Source organism: Pseudomonas sp. M1 (assembly GCF_022760135.1).
Classification (GTDB): Bacteria; Pseudomonadota; Gammaproteobacteria; order Pseudomonadales; family Pseudomonadaceae; genus Pseudomonas; species Pseudomonas citronellolis.
Window position 1 is genome coordinate 1551977 of record NZ_CP094343.1, and the last position, 16913, is coordinate 1568889.

The 16913-nt window shown below is 51.6% G+C and carries 13 protein-coding genes; 2 read left to right on the forward strand and 11 right to left on the reverse strand.

The genetic code is table 11. The features are described 5' to 3' along the window. Positions 1–153 precede the first annotated feature (153 nt). The 11 genes from PM1_RS06935 to plsB form a co-directional block, all read right to left on the reverse strand. The gene (locus tag PM1_RS06935) at positions 154–1569 is read right to left on the reverse strand and encodes an undecaprenyl-phosphate glucose phosphotransferase (RefSeq protein ID WP_009616564.1); all 1416 of its coding nucleotides are present in this window, start codon (positions 1567–1569) and stop codon (positions 154–156) included. Positions 1570–1620: 51 nt separating this feature from the next. Further along, positions 1621–2724: a DUF1972 domain-containing protein gene (locus PM1_RS06940; protein ID WP_009616566.1), complete on the reverse strand. Its 1104-nt coding sequence runs from the start codon at positions 2722–2724 to the stop codon at positions 1621–1623. A 7-nt stretch (positions 2725–2731) separates the two neighbouring features. After that, positions 2732–3802: a glycosyltransferase gene (locus PM1_RS06945; RefSeq protein ID WP_009616568.1), complete on the reverse strand. Its 1071-nt coding sequence runs from the start codon at positions 3800–3802 to the stop codon at positions 2732–2734. Continuing rightward, the gene (locus PM1_RS06950; protein ID WP_009616571.1) at positions 3799–5043 is read right to left on the reverse strand and encodes a hypothetical protein; all 1245 of its coding nucleotides are present in this window, start codon (positions 5041–5043) and stop codon (positions 3799–3801) included. Before PM1_RS06950 ends, PM1_RS06945 begins: the two co-directional genes overlap by 4 nt. 57 nt (positions 5044–5100) lie before the next feature. Continuing rightward, a complete protein-coding gene (locus tag PM1_RS06955; RefSeq protein WP_242935543.1) occupies positions 5101–5943 on the reverse strand; it encodes a nitroreductase family protein in 843 nt (280 codons plus the stop codon). Between the two features lie 179 nt (positions 5944–6122). After that, positions 6123–7358: a hypothetical protein gene (locus PM1_RS06960; protein WP_009616575.1), complete on the reverse strand. Its 1236-nt coding sequence runs from the start codon at positions 7356–7358 to the stop codon at positions 6123–6125. Further along, entirely contained in the window at positions 7358–8596 is a 1239-nt protein-coding gene (locus PM1_RS06965) for a polysaccharide pyruvyl transferase family protein (protein ID WP_043300121.1), read from the reverse strand. Before PM1_RS06965 ends, PM1_RS06960 begins: the two co-directional genes overlap by 1 nt. A gap of 335 nt (positions 8597–8931) precedes the next feature. Continuing rightward, on the reverse strand, positions 8932–9453 hold the full coding sequence (rfaH, locus tag PM1_RS06970) for a transcription/translation regulatory transformer protein RfaH (protein WP_084229662.1): 522 nt from the start codon (positions 9451–9453) through the stop codon (positions 8932–8934). Positions 9454–9548: 95 nt separating this feature from the next. Continuing rightward, positions 9549–11777 (reverse strand): polysaccharide biosynthesis tyrosine autokinase, encoded by a 2229-nt coding sequence (locus PM1_RS06975; RefSeq protein ID WP_009616579.1) that lies wholly within the window; start codon positions 11775–11777, stop codon positions 9549–9551. 34 nt (positions 11778–11811) lie between these two features. After that, a complete protein-coding gene (locus tag PM1_RS06980; protein ID WP_009616581.1) occupies positions 11812–12258 on the reverse strand; it encodes a low molecular weight protein-tyrosine-phosphatase in 447 nt (148 codons plus the stop codon). 191 nt (positions 12259–12449) lie between these two features. After that, the gene (plsB, locus tag PM1_RS06985; protein ID WP_009616582.1) at positions 12450–14942 is read right to left on the reverse strand and encodes a glycerol-3-phosphate 1-O-acyltransferase PlsB; all 2493 of its coding nucleotides are present in this window, start codon (positions 14940–14942) and stop codon (positions 12450–12452) included. A gap of 312 nt (positions 14943–15254) precedes the next feature. On the opposite strand from plsB, the gene PM1_RS06990 reads away from it, so the two are divergent. Beyond that, positions 15255–16178, forward strand: a complete 924-nt coding sequence (locus PM1_RS06990) for an ABC transporter ATP-binding protein (RefSeq protein ID WP_009616583.1) — start codon at positions 15255–15257, stop codon at positions 16176–16178. Continuing rightward, positions 16175–16909, forward strand: a complete 735-nt coding sequence (locus PM1_RS06995; RefSeq protein WP_009616584.1) for an ABC transporter permease subunit — start codon at positions 16175–16177, stop codon at positions 16907–16909. The genes PM1_RS06990 and PM1_RS06995 overlap by 4 nt, the downstream gene beginning before the upstream one ends. The last annotated feature ends 4 nt before the right edge of the window (positions 16910–16913 follow it).

The window sequence follows — 16913 nt, forward strand, 5'->3', positions numbered from 1 at the left end:
AAAGAAGGAAGGTTAAGGCTGGCACGAGGCCAGTGCAAGCAGAAAAGGCCGGGGTCACAGAGTCATCCAATGAGTCGATTCAATCCAATGGGACTGCACGGTTCAACTGTGTGGTCCGATGACGAAGCCGGCACTTATCGGCTTTCTGCATTCTCAGTAGGCGTTCTTGTGGATGAATCCCTTAAACACTGTGAGAAAGACGATCTTCAGGTCCCACCAGAGGGACCAGTTGTGGATATAGGCGAGGTCGTGTTCGACACGTTTCTGCATTTTGTCCAAGGTGTCTGTCTCTCCGCGCCAACCATTGACCTGAGCCCAGCCGGTAATACCTGGCTTAACCTTATGGCGAAGCATGTAACTGCTGATCTGCCCCCTATATTGTTCATTGTGTGCAACCGCATGCGGGCGAGGACCAACAATGGACATATCACCTAGCAGTACATTTATGAATTGTGGAAGTTCATCTAGGGAGGTTCGCCGAAGAATAGCACCTACTTTAGTAATTCTATTGTCGTTGCGTGTCGCTTGCACTACATTAGTGTCGTTTTCCATAACGCACATGCTACGAAACTTCCAGACTTCTATGGGGCGACCGTCGATGCCATAGCGTTTTTGCCGAAAGAAAACGGGTCCTGGAGAGGATAGCTTTACCGCTATCGCGATCAACAACATAGGTATGGCGATTAGACTAAGAATCAGTAACGATAAGATAATGTCCTCTAGCCGCTTGATTACACTGTTTGCGCCAGTCATGGGGCTGTCGAATATGCTTATGGTTGGGACGCCATTTATATTCTGGCTACGGGAGTGTAGTAATTCAAAAATGAATACATCGGGGACTATATACACTGATGCCGTAGTATCGCTTAGTTGCTCCGCGAGCCATTTGATACGAGCCTCACTACGCATCGGAAGGGTGATATATACTCTATCTATCTGACCGGCTCGCGCTTGATTGACCAAATCCTCCAGACAACCAGAAATTGGAAGTCTTACCTTGCTACCAGGAAGTCGAACTGGATCTCGGTGTTTATCATCAAAGAATCCAAGAAGATCAAGGCCCATCCAAGGGGCTCTAGCGATATTCGTAGCTAGACGTTGGCCTAGAGGACCTGCACCGGCAATAGCCACAACCCTAGTATTGAATCCTCTACGCCGCAAGGCATTAAGTGTGGTACGTAAAAGCACTCGATATCCACAGAGAGTGGTCAGTGTCAAGCCAAACCATTGAAGTAGAGTGGAGTCTTCCAGATGCGGCAGGTGCAGTAGAAAGTAATCGAAAAGAAATACACCAAAAAAACTGATGGCCCAGGCACCACCAACTTTTCGCAATTCTTCTCTAATTCGCTCTCCACGCCATGAGGCATACAATTGCCCGAGGTCACCTAAAAAATAGAATATGACAAGAGCGAGCAACGCCGCGATGAAGTGCTCTTCATCGAACACGCCATTATGTAGCATTATGATGAAAGTCATGCTGACAAGAATGACCGTCAAGTCAAGCATTCTCTGGAGGACGGATATGCTAGCTTGATGAGGGCGCAGTATACCACGATCCGTGCTGTTCATTTATATATCCTTTATCGAGACTGCACAGAGTTTATAAAAGTTCTAGGGGGGCTACTTCTTGGGCTGCCAATCTGCTAGCAGGCTCTCATAAGCAAACAAAACTTTATCCCAAGTAAAAGTCTCAGAAAAGCGACTTCTGCTATTTTTTTGTAGTCGTTTTATCTCATTTGAGTCAGAGATTATTTCATTAAATAAGACTGCACAACTGTGTTCATCTTGAAAGTATCGAGCACCGGTGGCCGCAACCCAACGATTAAAGTGGTTGTCATGAGCTATGACTGCACAACCTGCTCCTAAGGCTTCGACTAGAGAAGGGTTGGTTCCCCCTACGCGATGCCCATGAAGATAGTAACTGCAATACAAGCGCAGTGCTTTTACTTTCGCTGAGTCGTAGATTGCACCAGGGAAAATAACTTCATCGCTAGCCGCATTAAATATACTGCTGTGATAGACGTTGACGTCGGGTGCGAAGCTCCCTAGGACTACCAGATAATGATTTCGACGCTTTTGACTGAATGCGCGAACTATTTCTAAGATTGAGTTTTCCGGCTCCGGTCTTGCAATAATTATAGAGTGGTTTTGAGGAGCGATTCCGTATTCTTTAAGAAGCTCTATATCTGCTTCATTAACTTCGTCTGCACCATATGGAATCATGGTGACTTTTTTCGAGTCTGTTCGAGTGCTCAGATGTTCTTTAATTTTGGGGTGGTCCGCAATTAGGTGGTTTCCAATCCAGCAACCTGCGCGTTCATTCAGCCAGAACCAAGCCTTTGCTAGAAAGCCCCACTTCTCCCTACGCCATTCAATACCATCCATATTGAATAGATTTATTTGCCCTTTTAAACGCTGCAAAATATTAAATATGGCAGTGTTATAGCCTAGTGTGAGGAACAGGCCATCTTGATTGCTGGCATGCCAAGTTGCCTTCCAATCAAAAACTATTGTGCTTAACGCTCCCGTGCCTTTCACTGGGATATGAACGCGGGAAATTCCTTGCCATTCACTGAGCCAAGGATCACCTTCACCCTCCTCTTGGCAGTAGACGGTTACATCCCAGTCTTTGCTGGATAGGTACACTGAAAGTTTTTCCGCAAAGGTCTCAAACCCCCCGTGCTGAGCGGGGATTCCTCTAATTCCTAGTATGCTGAGTTTCATAGTCAAACTACTGAATGGCGTCTGTAATTTTTTGATAAAGATCAGCCGCTACAAGGCTTTGATCAAATTTTTCCGCTGTTGAAATTGCTTCTGCTCGAAGGCTTTTACGCACCTCGGAGGTTAGGTTCGAGAACGAAATTATCTTCTCTGCAAGCTCACGGTGGTGCCCAGGCTGAAATAGATATCCATTTTCACCATCACGGATATACGAAGTTATCCCTCCAGTTGCAGAGCAAATAGCAGGAGTGCCACAGGCGAGGGCTTCGATCCCTACAAGGCCTAAAGATTCCTGCAGTATTGTGGGGAAAATAAATAGGTCTAGGGCAGAGTAAAAAACCGGCAGATTAGCCTGCGGAATCGGGCCAACGTAAGAGACTATTTCTTCAAGATCAAGAGATTTTATACAATCTGATAGCTCCGAGACTTGCGAACCATCTCCTGCAAGCTTAAGTTCTAATTTAAGGTCAGGTTTCTCTTTCCGAATAAGTGATACCGCATTAAGTAGAGTATCCCATCCTTTTCCAGGATCTATACGAGAAACATATCCCAGTTTTAGGCTATGATTGTCTCTATTGATAGCATGTGGCTTGAATATACTCAGGTCAACGCCGGCAGAAGGCGAGACTATTATATTGTTATTCGGGAATTTATCTTGTGCAATTCTCTGAAAAAAATCTGAAGGAACAACAATTAGGCGAGATTTTGCAATGGTACTTTTTACTAGTTGAAATATTAGCCTCTCGACAAATGACCTGGGAAGAAGATCTTCGCCGTGCGCATTACAGACTAGTTTTATTTTTTTGAAGTTCACCAAAGGAAGTAGTGGGAGTAATGAGTGGGCAATATAATGTACGTAAATTGCGTCGTATTTTTCGAAGAGTAATTTTTTTAATGTTTTAGTGAAGAATATAATGTACTTTCTTATCTTGTCTGTTTTTGATGTGGCTCTGCCATAAATAACAGAGGTCTCGAACTCTACACCAAATGATTCTATTGAGTTCTTAAAGTTTTTTACAAACGCACCGTATCCTGGGTTCTTATCGGATGGGTACATATTTGAGATCAGAAGTATTTTCATAAACAGTGTTGAGGTGCTTTAATTTTTATTTTTGCCACTGACAGATTCATCTGACGAATCGAGAATATTACAAGTAGCAAATTTATTGAGTTGACTTGGTAGGAAAATATAGGTTGGACAAAAACCATGAATCCTACCAAAGCTAGGAAAATGTACTTTTGTTCCGTATTTTCTTTCAGTAGGAAATTTAAGGTTTTTATAAGGAGATAGCTATATAGAATAATTCCGATGACACCGTATTCTCCTAATATCGAAGCTATGTTGCTATCATAGATTCCAATTGAATTTGCAAAAAAGTAGGAGTTTGCCACTCCGAGCTCATTATAGACAGGGCTATTGGCCGACATGACGGTTCCAAAGTTTCCTGCTCCTGTCCCTATTGGAAAATAAGAGAGGGAAAGCTTTGTTCCTAAGTAAAGCATTATGCCGCGTATGTACTGCGAGGATTGTATTGATGAGAATTCTTGGAGATTTTTGAGCGTTTCTGTAAAGGCGAACGAGTTCAATATTTTGTCGGATAGAAGTGTTCCAGTAAGCATTCCTATCGCTATGGTTGCCAATAGATAGGGTGAGTGCCCACGCCGGGAAAGAGTTGCGAGTAGTGCTATCGCTGGAAAAATCAAAGCTGTACGAGAGGCAGAAAAAATTATAAGAAATGTAAGTGCTGATATGTATATAAGTTTTCTGCTTGGTGGTTGTTTGCTATATAGGATAAATAAAGTAGAAAGTCCTAGTAGAATTGCTAAATCATTTGGTTTGAACTGGAATCCTGAGATTCTGTTTCGTTCGAGATGCCAAGAAGCATCAGAGAATACAAAGAACTCAGGCGAGAGAACGTTGAATATATAACCCAAGAGACTCGCGAAAAGACAGAATAGTAACGACGTAGAGTAGAGCTTGCTGTTGCCTGAGCTTTGAGTGAGTTTTAATGAGGTATAAAATAGAACGAAGTATAAAAAGAATTTAAAATTTATGAATGATTGAATCAGAGCTTGTTCAATTAACAGGCTAGGATGAGTTGCATAATTTATAATTATCGTGTAGGTAAAGGAGGCAAAAGGTAAGCATAGTATCAAATACAGCCAAGCCTCATTTTTTTTGTTTATTGCAAACGGTGCAAGAATATAGGGTAGAATTAAAATTGCCTCGTCAAAGTAGGAAAGCCAGGTCCAGCCTGTCTTGTTTATAATAATTTCTTGGATATTTATAATTAGGCATATTGCGGGGATTATAAGGCGCATATGGCTCTAGAGTGTCTTTACGTTGCGTCGGACTGGCTGTGAGAGGGATACTTACAGTTACATTTGTGTAAGTATCTCCCTCACGGGGAGGCGAGGTGACTCAGCGACATTTAGGGTTTCTGGAATGTTTCCGATGGCTAGTAACGTAATAATTACGTGGGATTTAGGAATTCCAGCCAAGGATCTAAATTTTTTGTCAATGTCGGCAGTTACCGACCAGTTTAAGAAACAAGAGCCGATGCCCAATGAATGAAGTGCATATACCAAACTCATTGCCATTAAGCCGCCGTCAATATATGCCTGATGGCGCTCACCAACGCCAGTGAAACATTGCAAGTCCGAAGTGACAACAATGATATGGCTAGCAAGGTGTCCGAAACCGCGATTACCGTTTTGCAGTAATAGAAGTTCATCCTTTAGCTTTCCTGACCGATAAGAGAATATCCTTGCTGTTTGTCTATTGCATACAGAAGGTGTTTTTCTCGCAATATCAACGGCTTCTTCTATGAGCTTCTCTGAAACAGGAGTGCTGGAAAATGACCGAATACTGAATCTGTTTTCAGTCATTTCCTTAAAGTTACCTTGAAGGCTTTTGAGGATCTGTTCGCGGGTGACGGCTAAGGTTCCTCCATTTGAAATCAAAGAATAAGATTCTAGGCTTTTATCAAAAGATGATATTTTTTCTGATAGAAAGCATAAGTGAATGCCTTGATTGGCATTGAATATTTCATAGCTCTTAAGTGAGTTTATTGCGAACTGAATTGTTTCGTCTGGTCCGAATTTTTCCAAATAAACTGTGATCTGCCATAGCAATTTCTTTACTACAGGCTGGCCAAATCCAGGCCTGGGCTCTTTTAGTGATAGCCCCTTTTCTATGATGTGAAAGTTCTTGGTAAGCATTGCCCTAAGCTTTTCTTTGTTTTGAGTACTTAGAGCTGTCGTGGAGTAGCGCGAGTATCTATAGGTGTCGTATATGCAATTAGGTATATAAAGAATTCTGTCCCTGAATCTCTTTAGACTCTCCAGCGTATTATCTGAAGCGCAGTTTTTTATGAGGTTCTTAGCTTTTTTGAAAAAGCTCATCTTGACGTTTTCCAAATTAGTCTGGACATTGAGCCGGCGGATGAAACTATATATCCTGCCAAATATGTGGTTTCAAGAAGAACCAGTATCCAAGCAAGAGAATATGGTGTTGATATATCTAATTTAAGTATAAGGATAGACATTAGTATTGTACAGAAGAGTTGTGTTATTGCCTTTTTTATAACTCTGCTATCAATGCTCAGGAATATCATTCCGATCCATGCGCTGAAGGGTCTTAGCATCAGTGCTAATGTCGAGATATACAGAAAATTTTCTATATCCGGATAGTTGGTCCAGATACGTGCGGAAAATAGATAAACTCCACTGAGCATACCTACACCAGTAGCAATAGAAATCAGGGTTGACGACAGAGCCGATTTCAAAATTAAACTTCTCGTTATCCCTCCGCTCTGATGCTCGCTACATGCTATGGGCCAGAAGTGGTTGTTTATGGTTGCTGTGATTAATATGTTGGAGCCGGACCAAAATATAAAGTAAATTCCTAGATATGCCGCTACGGTGAATCCATGTGCATACGATGTTAGCGGGACTACTCCAAGGCTATAAGAGACTCCTAGTATTGCAGAAAACCAGAAAGATAAAAGTTGCCATCGTTGTTTTTTTCCGATCTTTTCGAAAAAACTATAGTCGAACGCTCTTTTGTATCCGTTGCTTGTCGAGCCTATTTTCAGAAGCGTGGGGATGTTAGCAATACAGACAGCTATTAGGGCGTAGGCAATGAATCTCTCGTCTTGGATAATTTTTTTTGATGAAAAATAAAGTAAGAGCACTATGAGTGCGGTAAAGAATTTTATAAGAGATTGGTTTGATTGATAGATTGCTGCCGAGTAAGAATCCTTTTCTATCTGTGAGAATAGAATTCCTTGGATTGATAGACTCCCACTGATAGCCATGAAATTGAAGGCAATTGCAAGTTCTGTTGGGTAGATAAAATATGCAGGAAGTCCAAGGAGAAACACTACGGCTACTGGGAGAGTAGTTAATGAATTTTGGTACTGGTAGAAAGTCTCACGATTTGTCAGAAAATAAAAGTTTGTTCCTATCGGAGATATCACTATTAGAATGCTGGCTATTGAAAATAATGTTGTGATTTTTCCGTAAAGTTCTTGTGTTAGAATAATTGAGAACAGTGCGCTAGCAAGAAAGGCAGCAAGAGAAGATACTATTAATAGTATCCCGCCTTTGATTGGTGCTTTTTTTATGCCCTTCATTAGCTTAAGATTATTTCTTGGCCGAGAATTGAAATTGTACTCTTTATTTGATTTTGCAGGGTGATATTGCGTTCAGTAAGAGATTTTCTTATTTCGTTGTTTTTTTCTTTCAATAATTTTAGCTTTTCAGCGACATAATGGATTTCGGTAAGCTCAACTACATATTCTTCCATATGTACTAGCTTCATGTACTCTAGGATTTTGTGCTGGGTATTGATCATTAATGTCGGAGTTCCAGCGCTGGTCCCAAGTATTCCAACGTGCATTCTGGTGCTGATAAAGGCAAATAGATTTCTTTGCAAACCTTGATAGGTGTCGGGATGTATTACAGTATTTTCCAATATGCTCACTGAGTAGTTTTGATCTTCTAATAATCGCTTAGCCTCTTTGCATTTTAGGTAGTCTTTGCTCTCTTTGTTTTTTTTGTAGTTGGATGGCATGAGCAGAAATTGAAACTCATCTGCTGGAAATGCTTTGGTGATTTCAGTGATAAGGGGTATAAGATAGTCTTCCTTGAATCCCATCTCTTCGCGCGGGATGTCAGATACTGTTAGGCCAATAACTTTTTTGTTTTTGTCGCTTAAGGGAAGAGGCTCTGGGTAAGATTCTTGCGTAATTGCCACATCTGGACAAAAGACTAGCCTTACAGGTAGGTCATTCCAGAGATATTTACTTAGTTCGAAGGACGCATTGTCTCTTGAGATTATGGCATAAGAGTTTCCAAGCATCTTTCTTAACAAAAACTTGGTAAGTGGGCGAAATATCGGGCCAATACTCTGAGGGAATATTAGGAATTTTTTCTTTCTCAATATTACAAGATGATAGGTCAGGAGTCTCAGGTATAGATGAGGGCGATAATGATCGTTAATTGTTTCTCCAGACATTGAAATACAGATTTCATTATCTGCTAGGGAGTCTCTCAATGTCTTCAGGTTTCCTCGCCAAGGAAGGTGGAGCTTGCCAGAAAAAATTTTGATGTTCAGTGCTTCTAGAAGATAAAAGGCTACTAGTCTTGCTGTAAATAGAGCCTTTTGAGTTTTCTTGCCGCCGTATTCGGAGAAAATGTCTTCCTTTACTTTAGGGAAACGCTCGGAATTGGTTTCGGGGTCAATGCTGAGAATCTCGATATCGTTAGATATGTAGTGGCTACAAAGCTTGTATGTATTGTCGATCAGCGCCCCATTACCCACGTGCATAGTGCTGAAGGCATCAATAAGAAGAGTTTTTTGACTTTTCACGTTTGTTTACCAAGTTAGCTGGCGCGAAGCATTGCTTCGTGTCGTTGGCCTATGCGTAGTGTTTTAATTAGGAGGAGCTGGAGAATAGGTACGCTACCGCCCCAGGATTTGCTGTCGGGATTCCTGAGAACATTTGTGATAGTAATTTTGTGCCATGATCTGAATTGGTCTCTTGTATTTAGCCGGCACAGTCAGAGATCAATAGAAATAAGAATGAGTTGATCCGAAACTCTCTCTTCTTGGCTCTAGCTAAACGTACCCTGATTCATTCTGGGGCAAGTGTTTTCATCTTTAGATATCTGCTGGCTAACTCGTGACTTGCAAGCCTATCCATACTAGTCGTCACTCTTTCTTGGTCCTAAAGTGTGTTTTTTCAAGTTCTTTATTGGTGCTTTTATGATTACTTGCCGCTGAAGAATTGTAAGTAGCAGCAGTACTCGATTCTCGCCATCTTTTTCGAGATATATGGTTTCCAGCTGTTCCAGTCCTGGGATGTTGATAGTAATACGATCTCCCGAGAGGAGCGCGGGAGAGGGCAATGTGCCGATTGTGAGCAGGTGATCAATCACGGCTTGTGGAACAGGGGTGGGATGACCTCCGAAGCTGACGATTGTAGTCACGCCTCGGGTAGACCGAATGGGCAGCCAGCTATCACCCACTTTATCCAAATGGATGAATAGATAGCCAGGAAATAGAGGTGTGACGAACGGCTGTAACTGTCCTTTGTACAGGCGTTCGTCCTGATGCATAGGAAGTAGGCACCGATATCCTTGGCGCTCCAGATGCTCTAGCGCACGTGAGTCTTGGCGCGGTTTGCATTGGACCAGATACCAGCGTTTTCCGGTTGCGTCCGGCATGATTCCCTCGTTGCAGGACTGACTGCTCCTGCGGCGTTCCAAGGTCCGCTATGCGGACGGGTATATGGATAAGGCCTTCCCTGGCCTCTCCTCGATCAGGCTTTGTCCGATTTGTATTCGTAGTGGTAGTAGCCGTAGCCGCCATAGCCGTAGTAGGCCGAGGCGCGCTTTTCCACACCGTTGAAGATCGCGCCTTTCAGCTCGATGCCGTTCTGCGCAAAGCGGCGGATAGTCAATTCGATCTCCCGCGCCGGGTTCAGGCCGAAGCGGGTGACGATCAGGCTGGTGCCGGACTGGCGGCCAACGATGGCAGCGTCGGTCACTGCAAGCAGCGGCGGGGTATCCAGGATCACCAGGTCGAACTGCCGGCTGGCTTCTTCGAGGAAGGCCGTGAAGTTGGGGTGCATCAGCAGTTCGGACGGGTTCGGCGGGATCTGGCCGCGTGGGATGAAGTAGAAACCCTCGATTTCGGTGGTGCGTACGGCTGTGTTGAAGTCGCAGCGCTTGACCAGGACATCGGAGAGACCATTCTCTTCGCCGCTGTTGAGCACCTTGTGCAGGTAGCCCTTGCGCATATCCACGTCCACCAGTAGTACGCGCTGGCCGGTCTGGGCAATGACGGCTGCAAGGTTGGAGGAAACGAAGGTCTTGCCCACCGCCGGGCTGGGGCCGGAAATCATCAGGCGGTTGTTGCCGGCTTCCAGCATGGCGAAATGCAGGCTGGTGCGCAGGCTACGCAGGGATTCGATGGCGAGGTCGGTAGGGTGGCTCATGGCGAGCAGTGGAGCCGCTTTGGCGGCACGGCCACGGCCTTTATCCCGCTTGTCTTCCTCTGCCTTCTGCAGAACGCTGTAGGGAATCGAGGCATAAACCGGCAGCCCAAGCTGCTCGATGGCGTCTGGTGTTTCGATACCGCGGTTCAGTGCCTTGCGCAGCAGGACCAGGCCGACGGCAAAGAGTAGGCCCAGCAGCGTGGCTACCAGCACAATCATGGCTTTCTTGGGTTTGACTGGCTTGGTGATATCTACATCTGCGGAGTCAATGATGCGAACGTTGCCTACTGCCCCTGCACGCATGACATCCAGTTCCTGGGCTTTATTCAGCAACTGGGTATAGATGGCGGTGCTGACTTCTACATCGCGAGTCAGACGCAACAGTTCCTGCTGAGTTTCCGGCAGACCTTCTACCTTGTGAGTAAGTCCGTTCTGTTTCGAAGTCAACTCGCCGATCTGCGTCTGCAGGGCTTGATAGGCTGGGTGCTGGCGGGTGAATTTGCGGTCCATTTCTGCTTGCTGCAGTTTCAGCTCGGAGATGTTGGTGTCCAGCGCCACTATCTGGTCGAGCAGGGCCTTGGTTTCCAGGCTGATGTCCGCAGATTTGGATTTGGTCTGGTAGGCACTCAGCGCGTCTTCGGCCTTTTCCAGTTCGCGGCGAACATCGGGCAGTTGGCCGCGCAGGAATTCCAGGCTGGAAGCTGCTTCGGCAGAAGCGCGTTCAACGTTCTGGCGGACATAGAGCTTGCTGATCTCATCCAGAACTTGGAGGGCGCGCGCCGGCTCGTCGTTTTCCAGCGACAGGCTGATGATGCCGGACTCCTTGCCAGTCTCGGCGACGTTCAGGTTGTCCTGGTAGCGCAGGATGGTGGTCAGACGGCGCTCACGCACTACGTCGAAATGGGTGCCCGGATTGGCGTGCAGGGATTCGACCTGGATTTTCACGCCGTGCTGGTCATAGGCTTCACCCACCTTGCCTTCGACCAGAACATTGTCATCATCATCCAGCAGGGTGTAGGAACCATTCTCGCCTGCGATCAGCGTGAGGTCCTTTTCCAGCAAAGCAGTCGGTACATCGAGCTGGAAGACCTTCAGTTCCTCACCACCCCAGCCGAAACGGCTCAGGCCGAACATCGGCGCCGCGACTTCATCCGGGGTTTCCGGACTGAAGTGTCGAGCCAGGAAGCCACCAATCAGCGGAAATCGCGACGGTTCCACCACGATATTCAGCTTGAGGCTATCCACTGCCTTGCCAATAACAGCACGCGAAGTCAGCAGTTGAATCTCTGTGATGGCTTCGGATTGCGCCCCCAGCAAATCTCCCATATCCGACAACCCCGGAATGGTCGGCTTCTTCGGCTCCACCTGCACGATCGCATCCGATCGGTAGATCGGCGTCGCCAGCAGCGCATAAGCAACGCCCACGGCCATGAAGCCCGCGGTGATGCCGGCGATCAGCCATTTGTGGTCGATCAGGGTGCCGAACAGACCTAGCAGGTCGATCTCGTCATCGTCTTTGTCGTGGATGGCTACCGGGGCTTGCTGCTGCATGGGCGTGCTTCTTTTACTTCTTCGTCAGTGAGGCTTAGCGGGTTGGGCGAATACGTTTGGCCCAGGCGTCGACGCCTTGTTCGATCAGCGCGTAGGCGTGCTCGAACACGGCCGTGCTCTGGCGGTAGGGGTCGGGGATTTCTCGATCGTCCTGCCACTTGCCGAGCAGGAAGGTCTTGCCGCGGGATTCCGGGGCGATCTGACTGACGCCTTGCAGGTGGCGCTTTTCCATGACCAGGACGAGGTCGGATTCGCGCAGCAGGCTGGATGTCAGTTGGCGGGCACGATGTTCGTGCGGCTGCTCGCCGTGTTGCTGGAGGATGGCGAGAGCGTGGCTTTCGATGGGCTTGTCGACCAGGGCGCCGAGGCCGGCGGAGCTCACCTGGATATCGCTGCCGGCCAGGCGCTGGCGCAGCAGATGTTCTGCGGTAGGACTACGGCAAATGTTACCGACGCAGACGACCAATATCCTTTTGAACACGGGAACTTTCCTTGATCCTACAGATGCGCATGTATGAAAGCGGGGAAATGTAAGAGTCGCGGCACCCTGAGTCAAGGCTCACAACCCTTCTGTGACGGGCTTCAGACTTTTGAAAATGGCGAATTGCCATGAGTACGCGGGTTTGACGGGGGCCGACCGCTTGTCGTCTGGCGGCCCCGGGGATTGGAAGATCAGGGGGCGGGGGCTGGGGTTTCTTCCTGGGACGGGCGTTCGAGCGCCACCTGCCGAATCGACAACCGGATCTCCGCCGGCAACACGCGCTTGGCCGCGCCTTCGACCACTTCGCCCAGTTTCTCGTGGTAGCTCAGCTTGCCTTCTTCGTCCTTGCGCAGCACGCGCTGGTCGAGCAGGGCCTGGATGAAGTTGCGGAACAGTGTCTTGTCGAAGAATTCCGGGGCGTTCAGGCCGTGGAGGATGGACAGGCGCTGGGCCATGACGGTGCACAGGTTCTCCAGTTCCTCGGCGCTGAGCTGGCGTTGCCCGGCGTTGAGCAGCAGGGCGATGGCCATGTAGAAGCGCTGCAGGGTCTGGGTGATGGCGCGGGCGAGCAGGGTCAGCAGCACGTATTCGCGCGAGCTGGGCGCCGGGCGCACGTAGGCGTCGCCGTCCTGTTTCAGCAGGTTCTGCTCCACCAGCGCGGCCAGCCACTGGTCGACCACGGCGTCGAGCTGGTCCAGGTCCCAGCGGATGAACAGTTCCTGTTGCAGGAAGGGGTAGAGCGCGCGGGTGTAGTTGAGCAGCTGTTCGCGGCTGATCCGCGCGTTGCTCTGGAAGAAGCTGGCGAGCAGCGCCGGCAGGGCGAATACGTGCAGGACGTTGTTGCGGTAGTAGGTCATGAGGACGGCGTTCTGCTCGTCCAGGTAGAGGATGCGGCCCAGGGCGTCCTTCTGTTCGGCGAGCAGGTTCATGCTCTTCACGTATTCGATCAGCGCCTTGCCGTCGCCGTCGGGCAGGGTGGCGCTGGGCGAGTAGGGCACCTTGCGCAGCAGCGCCAGGTACAGGTCCAGCACGCGTTCCAGGGCGCGTTCGTCCAGGGCCAGGCGGCTGGTGGAGAGCAGCGCCAGGGCCACCAGGTTGACCGGGTTGATCGCCGCCGCGTCGTTGAGGTGACGGGCCACTTCGCGGGCCAGTTGGTTGGTGGCGTCCGGCAGCCAGGCCGGGCGGTATTCCGGGCCGAGTTCCTGCTTGCGCCAGCCGGGTTCGTGCTGTTCGAGGAAGCTGTCCAGGTGGATCGGCTCGCCGAAGTTCACCCACACCTGGCCGAAGCGCTGGCGCAGCGCGCCCACCACCTTGAACAGGTCGAAGATGGATTCTTTCTTCTTCGCCGCGCCGCGCAGCTCGCCCAGGTAGGTGCGGCCTTCCAGAACGCGTTCGTAGCCGATGTACACCGGCACGAAGACGATCGGCCGGCGCGAGTCGCGCAGGAAGCTGCGCAGGGTGATGGCGAGCATGCCGGTGCGCGGGTGGAGCATGCGCCCGGTGCGCGAGCGCCCGCCCTCGACGAAGTATTCGGTGGAGAAGCCGCGGCTGAACAGGGTGTGCAGGTATTCGTTGAATACCGCGGTGTACAGCTGGTTGCCCTTGAAGCTGCGGCGCATGAAGAAGGCCCCGCCGCGGCGCAGGATGGAGCCGACCACCGGCATGTTGAGGTTGATGCCGGCGGCGATGTGCGGCGGCGTCAGGCCGTTGCGGAACAGCAGGTAGGACAGCAGCAGGTAGTCGATGTGGCTGCGGTGGCAGGGCACGTAGACGATCTCGTGGCCCTGGGCGACGTCCTGTACGCGCTCGATGTGGTTGACCCGCACGCCTTCGTAGAGCTTGTTCCAGAACCAGGTGAGGGTGACTTCGAGGAAGCGGATCACCGGGTAGGACACGTCCGCGGCGATCTCGTTGGCGTAGCGCAGGGCCAGGGCCTCGGCCTTTTCCGTGGAGATGTGCTGTGTCTCGACTTCTTCCTGGATGGCCTGGCGCACCAGGGGCGCGCGCAGCAGGCCCTTGACCAGGGTGCGGCGGTGCGAGAGGTCCGGGCCGATGACCGCGGTCTTCTGGTTGCGGAAGTGCACCCGCAGGATGCGCTGGACCATGCGCTGGGTGCGCTCCTGGCCCTTGCCCTGGTCGACCAGCTCGCGCAGGTGGATGGGCGCGGAGAACTGCACGCGCGTCTTGCGCCCGAGGATGAGGATGCGCGCCAGCTTGCGCAGGCGCCCGGTCACCGCCCAGTTGTCGGCGAACAGCAGCTTCCAGGCGCTCTTCTCGCTGTCCGGCGACTGCCCCCAGAACACGCTGACCGGGACGATCTGCGCGTCGTCCACGCCGTTCTGGCCGATGGCCGCGAGCATGCGCATCAGCGCCGGCGGCGCGCCACGCTTGTCCTGGCGGCCGAGCCAGTCGGGCTCCGGCGTCAGGTAGAAGAAGGCCGCCGGCTCGACGCTGCTGCCCACCGCCACCGGCATCACCGGGCGCGGCAGGCCGGCCTTGCGGCACTCCGTGTCGACTACCGCCAGGTCGCTCACCGAAGGCTGCTGCAGCACGTAGAGCACCGGCTTGCTGCGGTCGATCTTCAGGCTCAGGGACGACTGGTTGATGGTTTCCGAGCGCACCCAGAGGTAGAGCAGGCGGCGCAGGACGCCAAAGCCGAAGCGGCGGAACGGGTAACGGGGCATACGGGCTCGCAGGCAGTTGAACGGGGCTCGGCGGCGACCAAGCGGACGCTAGTGTGCCGCAACGCTACGGCAGGCAAAAGGGTGGGACGGCAGCCTGGAAGCATGCTATGACCTCCGCTCGGCTGCTTTCGATGTAGGAATAGGACCGCATTCCTAAATAAATTTTCATGCACGGCAGTGTACTTTTTCGTCACAGTCTCCACCTTGCACTGCCGTCCGTCGGTTCATATATTCCCGGCGGCATTTTGTGGGAGCTCGTCTGCCCCGTGTGTTCCGAGTTCGCGGCGGGCTCTTGGCGCAACGGTGAGAGAAATGATCGAAATAAGCAGACTCACGAAGCGATTCGCGCAGCACACCGCGGTGGACGACCTGTCGTTCAGTGTGCAACCGGGGGAAGTCCTGGGCTTTCTCGGCCCCAACGGGGCCGGCAAGTCCACCACCATGAAGATGCTCACCGGGTTCCTCGCGCCCACCTCGGGCACCGCGAGCATCCACGGCTTCGACATCCAGACGCAGACCCTCCAGGCCCAGCGCCTGATCGGCTACCTGCCCGAGGGCGCGCCCTGCTACGGCGACATGCGCGTGCGCGGCTTCCTCGAATTCATCGCCGAGGTCCGCGGCTACCGCGGCGCGCAGAAGCGCGAGCGGGTGGCGCGGGTGGTCGAGCAACTGGAGCTGGAGCCCGTCCGCGAGCAGTCCATCGAGACCCTCTCCAAGGGCTTCAAGCGCCGCGTCGGCGTGGCCCAGGCGATCCTCCACGACCCGCGGGTGTTGATCCTCGACGAGCCCACCGACGGCTTGGACCCGAACCAGAAGCACCAGGTCCGCGAGCTGATCCGCAGCCTGGCCCGCGAGCGCATCGTCATCATTTCCACCCACATTCTCGAAGAGGTCACCGCGGTCTGCACCCGCGCGGTGGTGATCGCCAACGGCCGCCTGCTGGCCGACGGCACGCCCTTCGAGCTGGAAAGCCGCTCGCGCTACCACCAGGCGGTGACCCTGGTCGCCGACGGCGAGCTGGACCGCGCCGCCCTGGCCGCGTTGCCGGGCGTGGCGGCGCTGGAGGAGAACCCGCTGGAACACAGTCTGACGCTGCTGGCCAGGCCCGGCGAGGTGATCTTCCCGCAGGTGAATGCGTTGATCGCCGAGCGTGGCTGGCGCATCCGCGAACTGGACGTGGAGCGCGGCCGCCTCGACGAGGTGTTCCGCAGCCTGACCAGGGGGGAGGCGGCATGAAGCAGTTGCCGGTGGTCTTCAAGCGCGAGCTGGCGAGCTACTTCGCCACCCCGCTGGCCTACGTGTTCATCGTCATCTTCCTGGTGCTGTCCGGGGTCTTCACCTTCTACCTGGGCAATTTCTACGAGCGTAATCAGGCGGACCTGACAGCCTTCTTCAACTTCCACCCCTGGCTCTACCTGTTCCTCATCCCGGCGCTGGCCATGCGCCTGTGGGCCGAGGAGCGCAAGTCCGGCTCCATCGAGCTGCTGATGACCCTGCCGATCACCCGCTTCGAGGCGGTCACCGGCAAGTTCCTCGCCGCCTGGGTGTTCGCCGGCATCGCGCTGCTGCTGACTTTCCCCATGGTGCTCACGGTCAACTACCTGGGCGAGCCGGACAACGGCGCCATCCTCGCCGGCTACCTCGGCAGCTGGCTGCTGGCCGGCGGCTACCTGGCCATCGGCTCGTGCATGTCGGCGCTGGCGAAGAACCAGGTGATCGCCTTCATCCTCGCCGTGGTGATGTGCTTCGTGTTCATCGTCAGCGGCTTCCCCCTGGTGCTCGACGCCTTCAATGCCTGGGCGCCGCAGTGGCTGCTGGATGCGGTGGCCTCGATGAGCTTCCTGACGCGTTTCGATGCGATCAGCAAGGGCGTCATCGACCTGCGCGACCTGCTGTTCTTCGCCAGCCTGATCGTTGCCTGGCTCGCCGCCACGGCGGTGGTGGTCGACCTGAAGAAAGCCGATTGAGGAA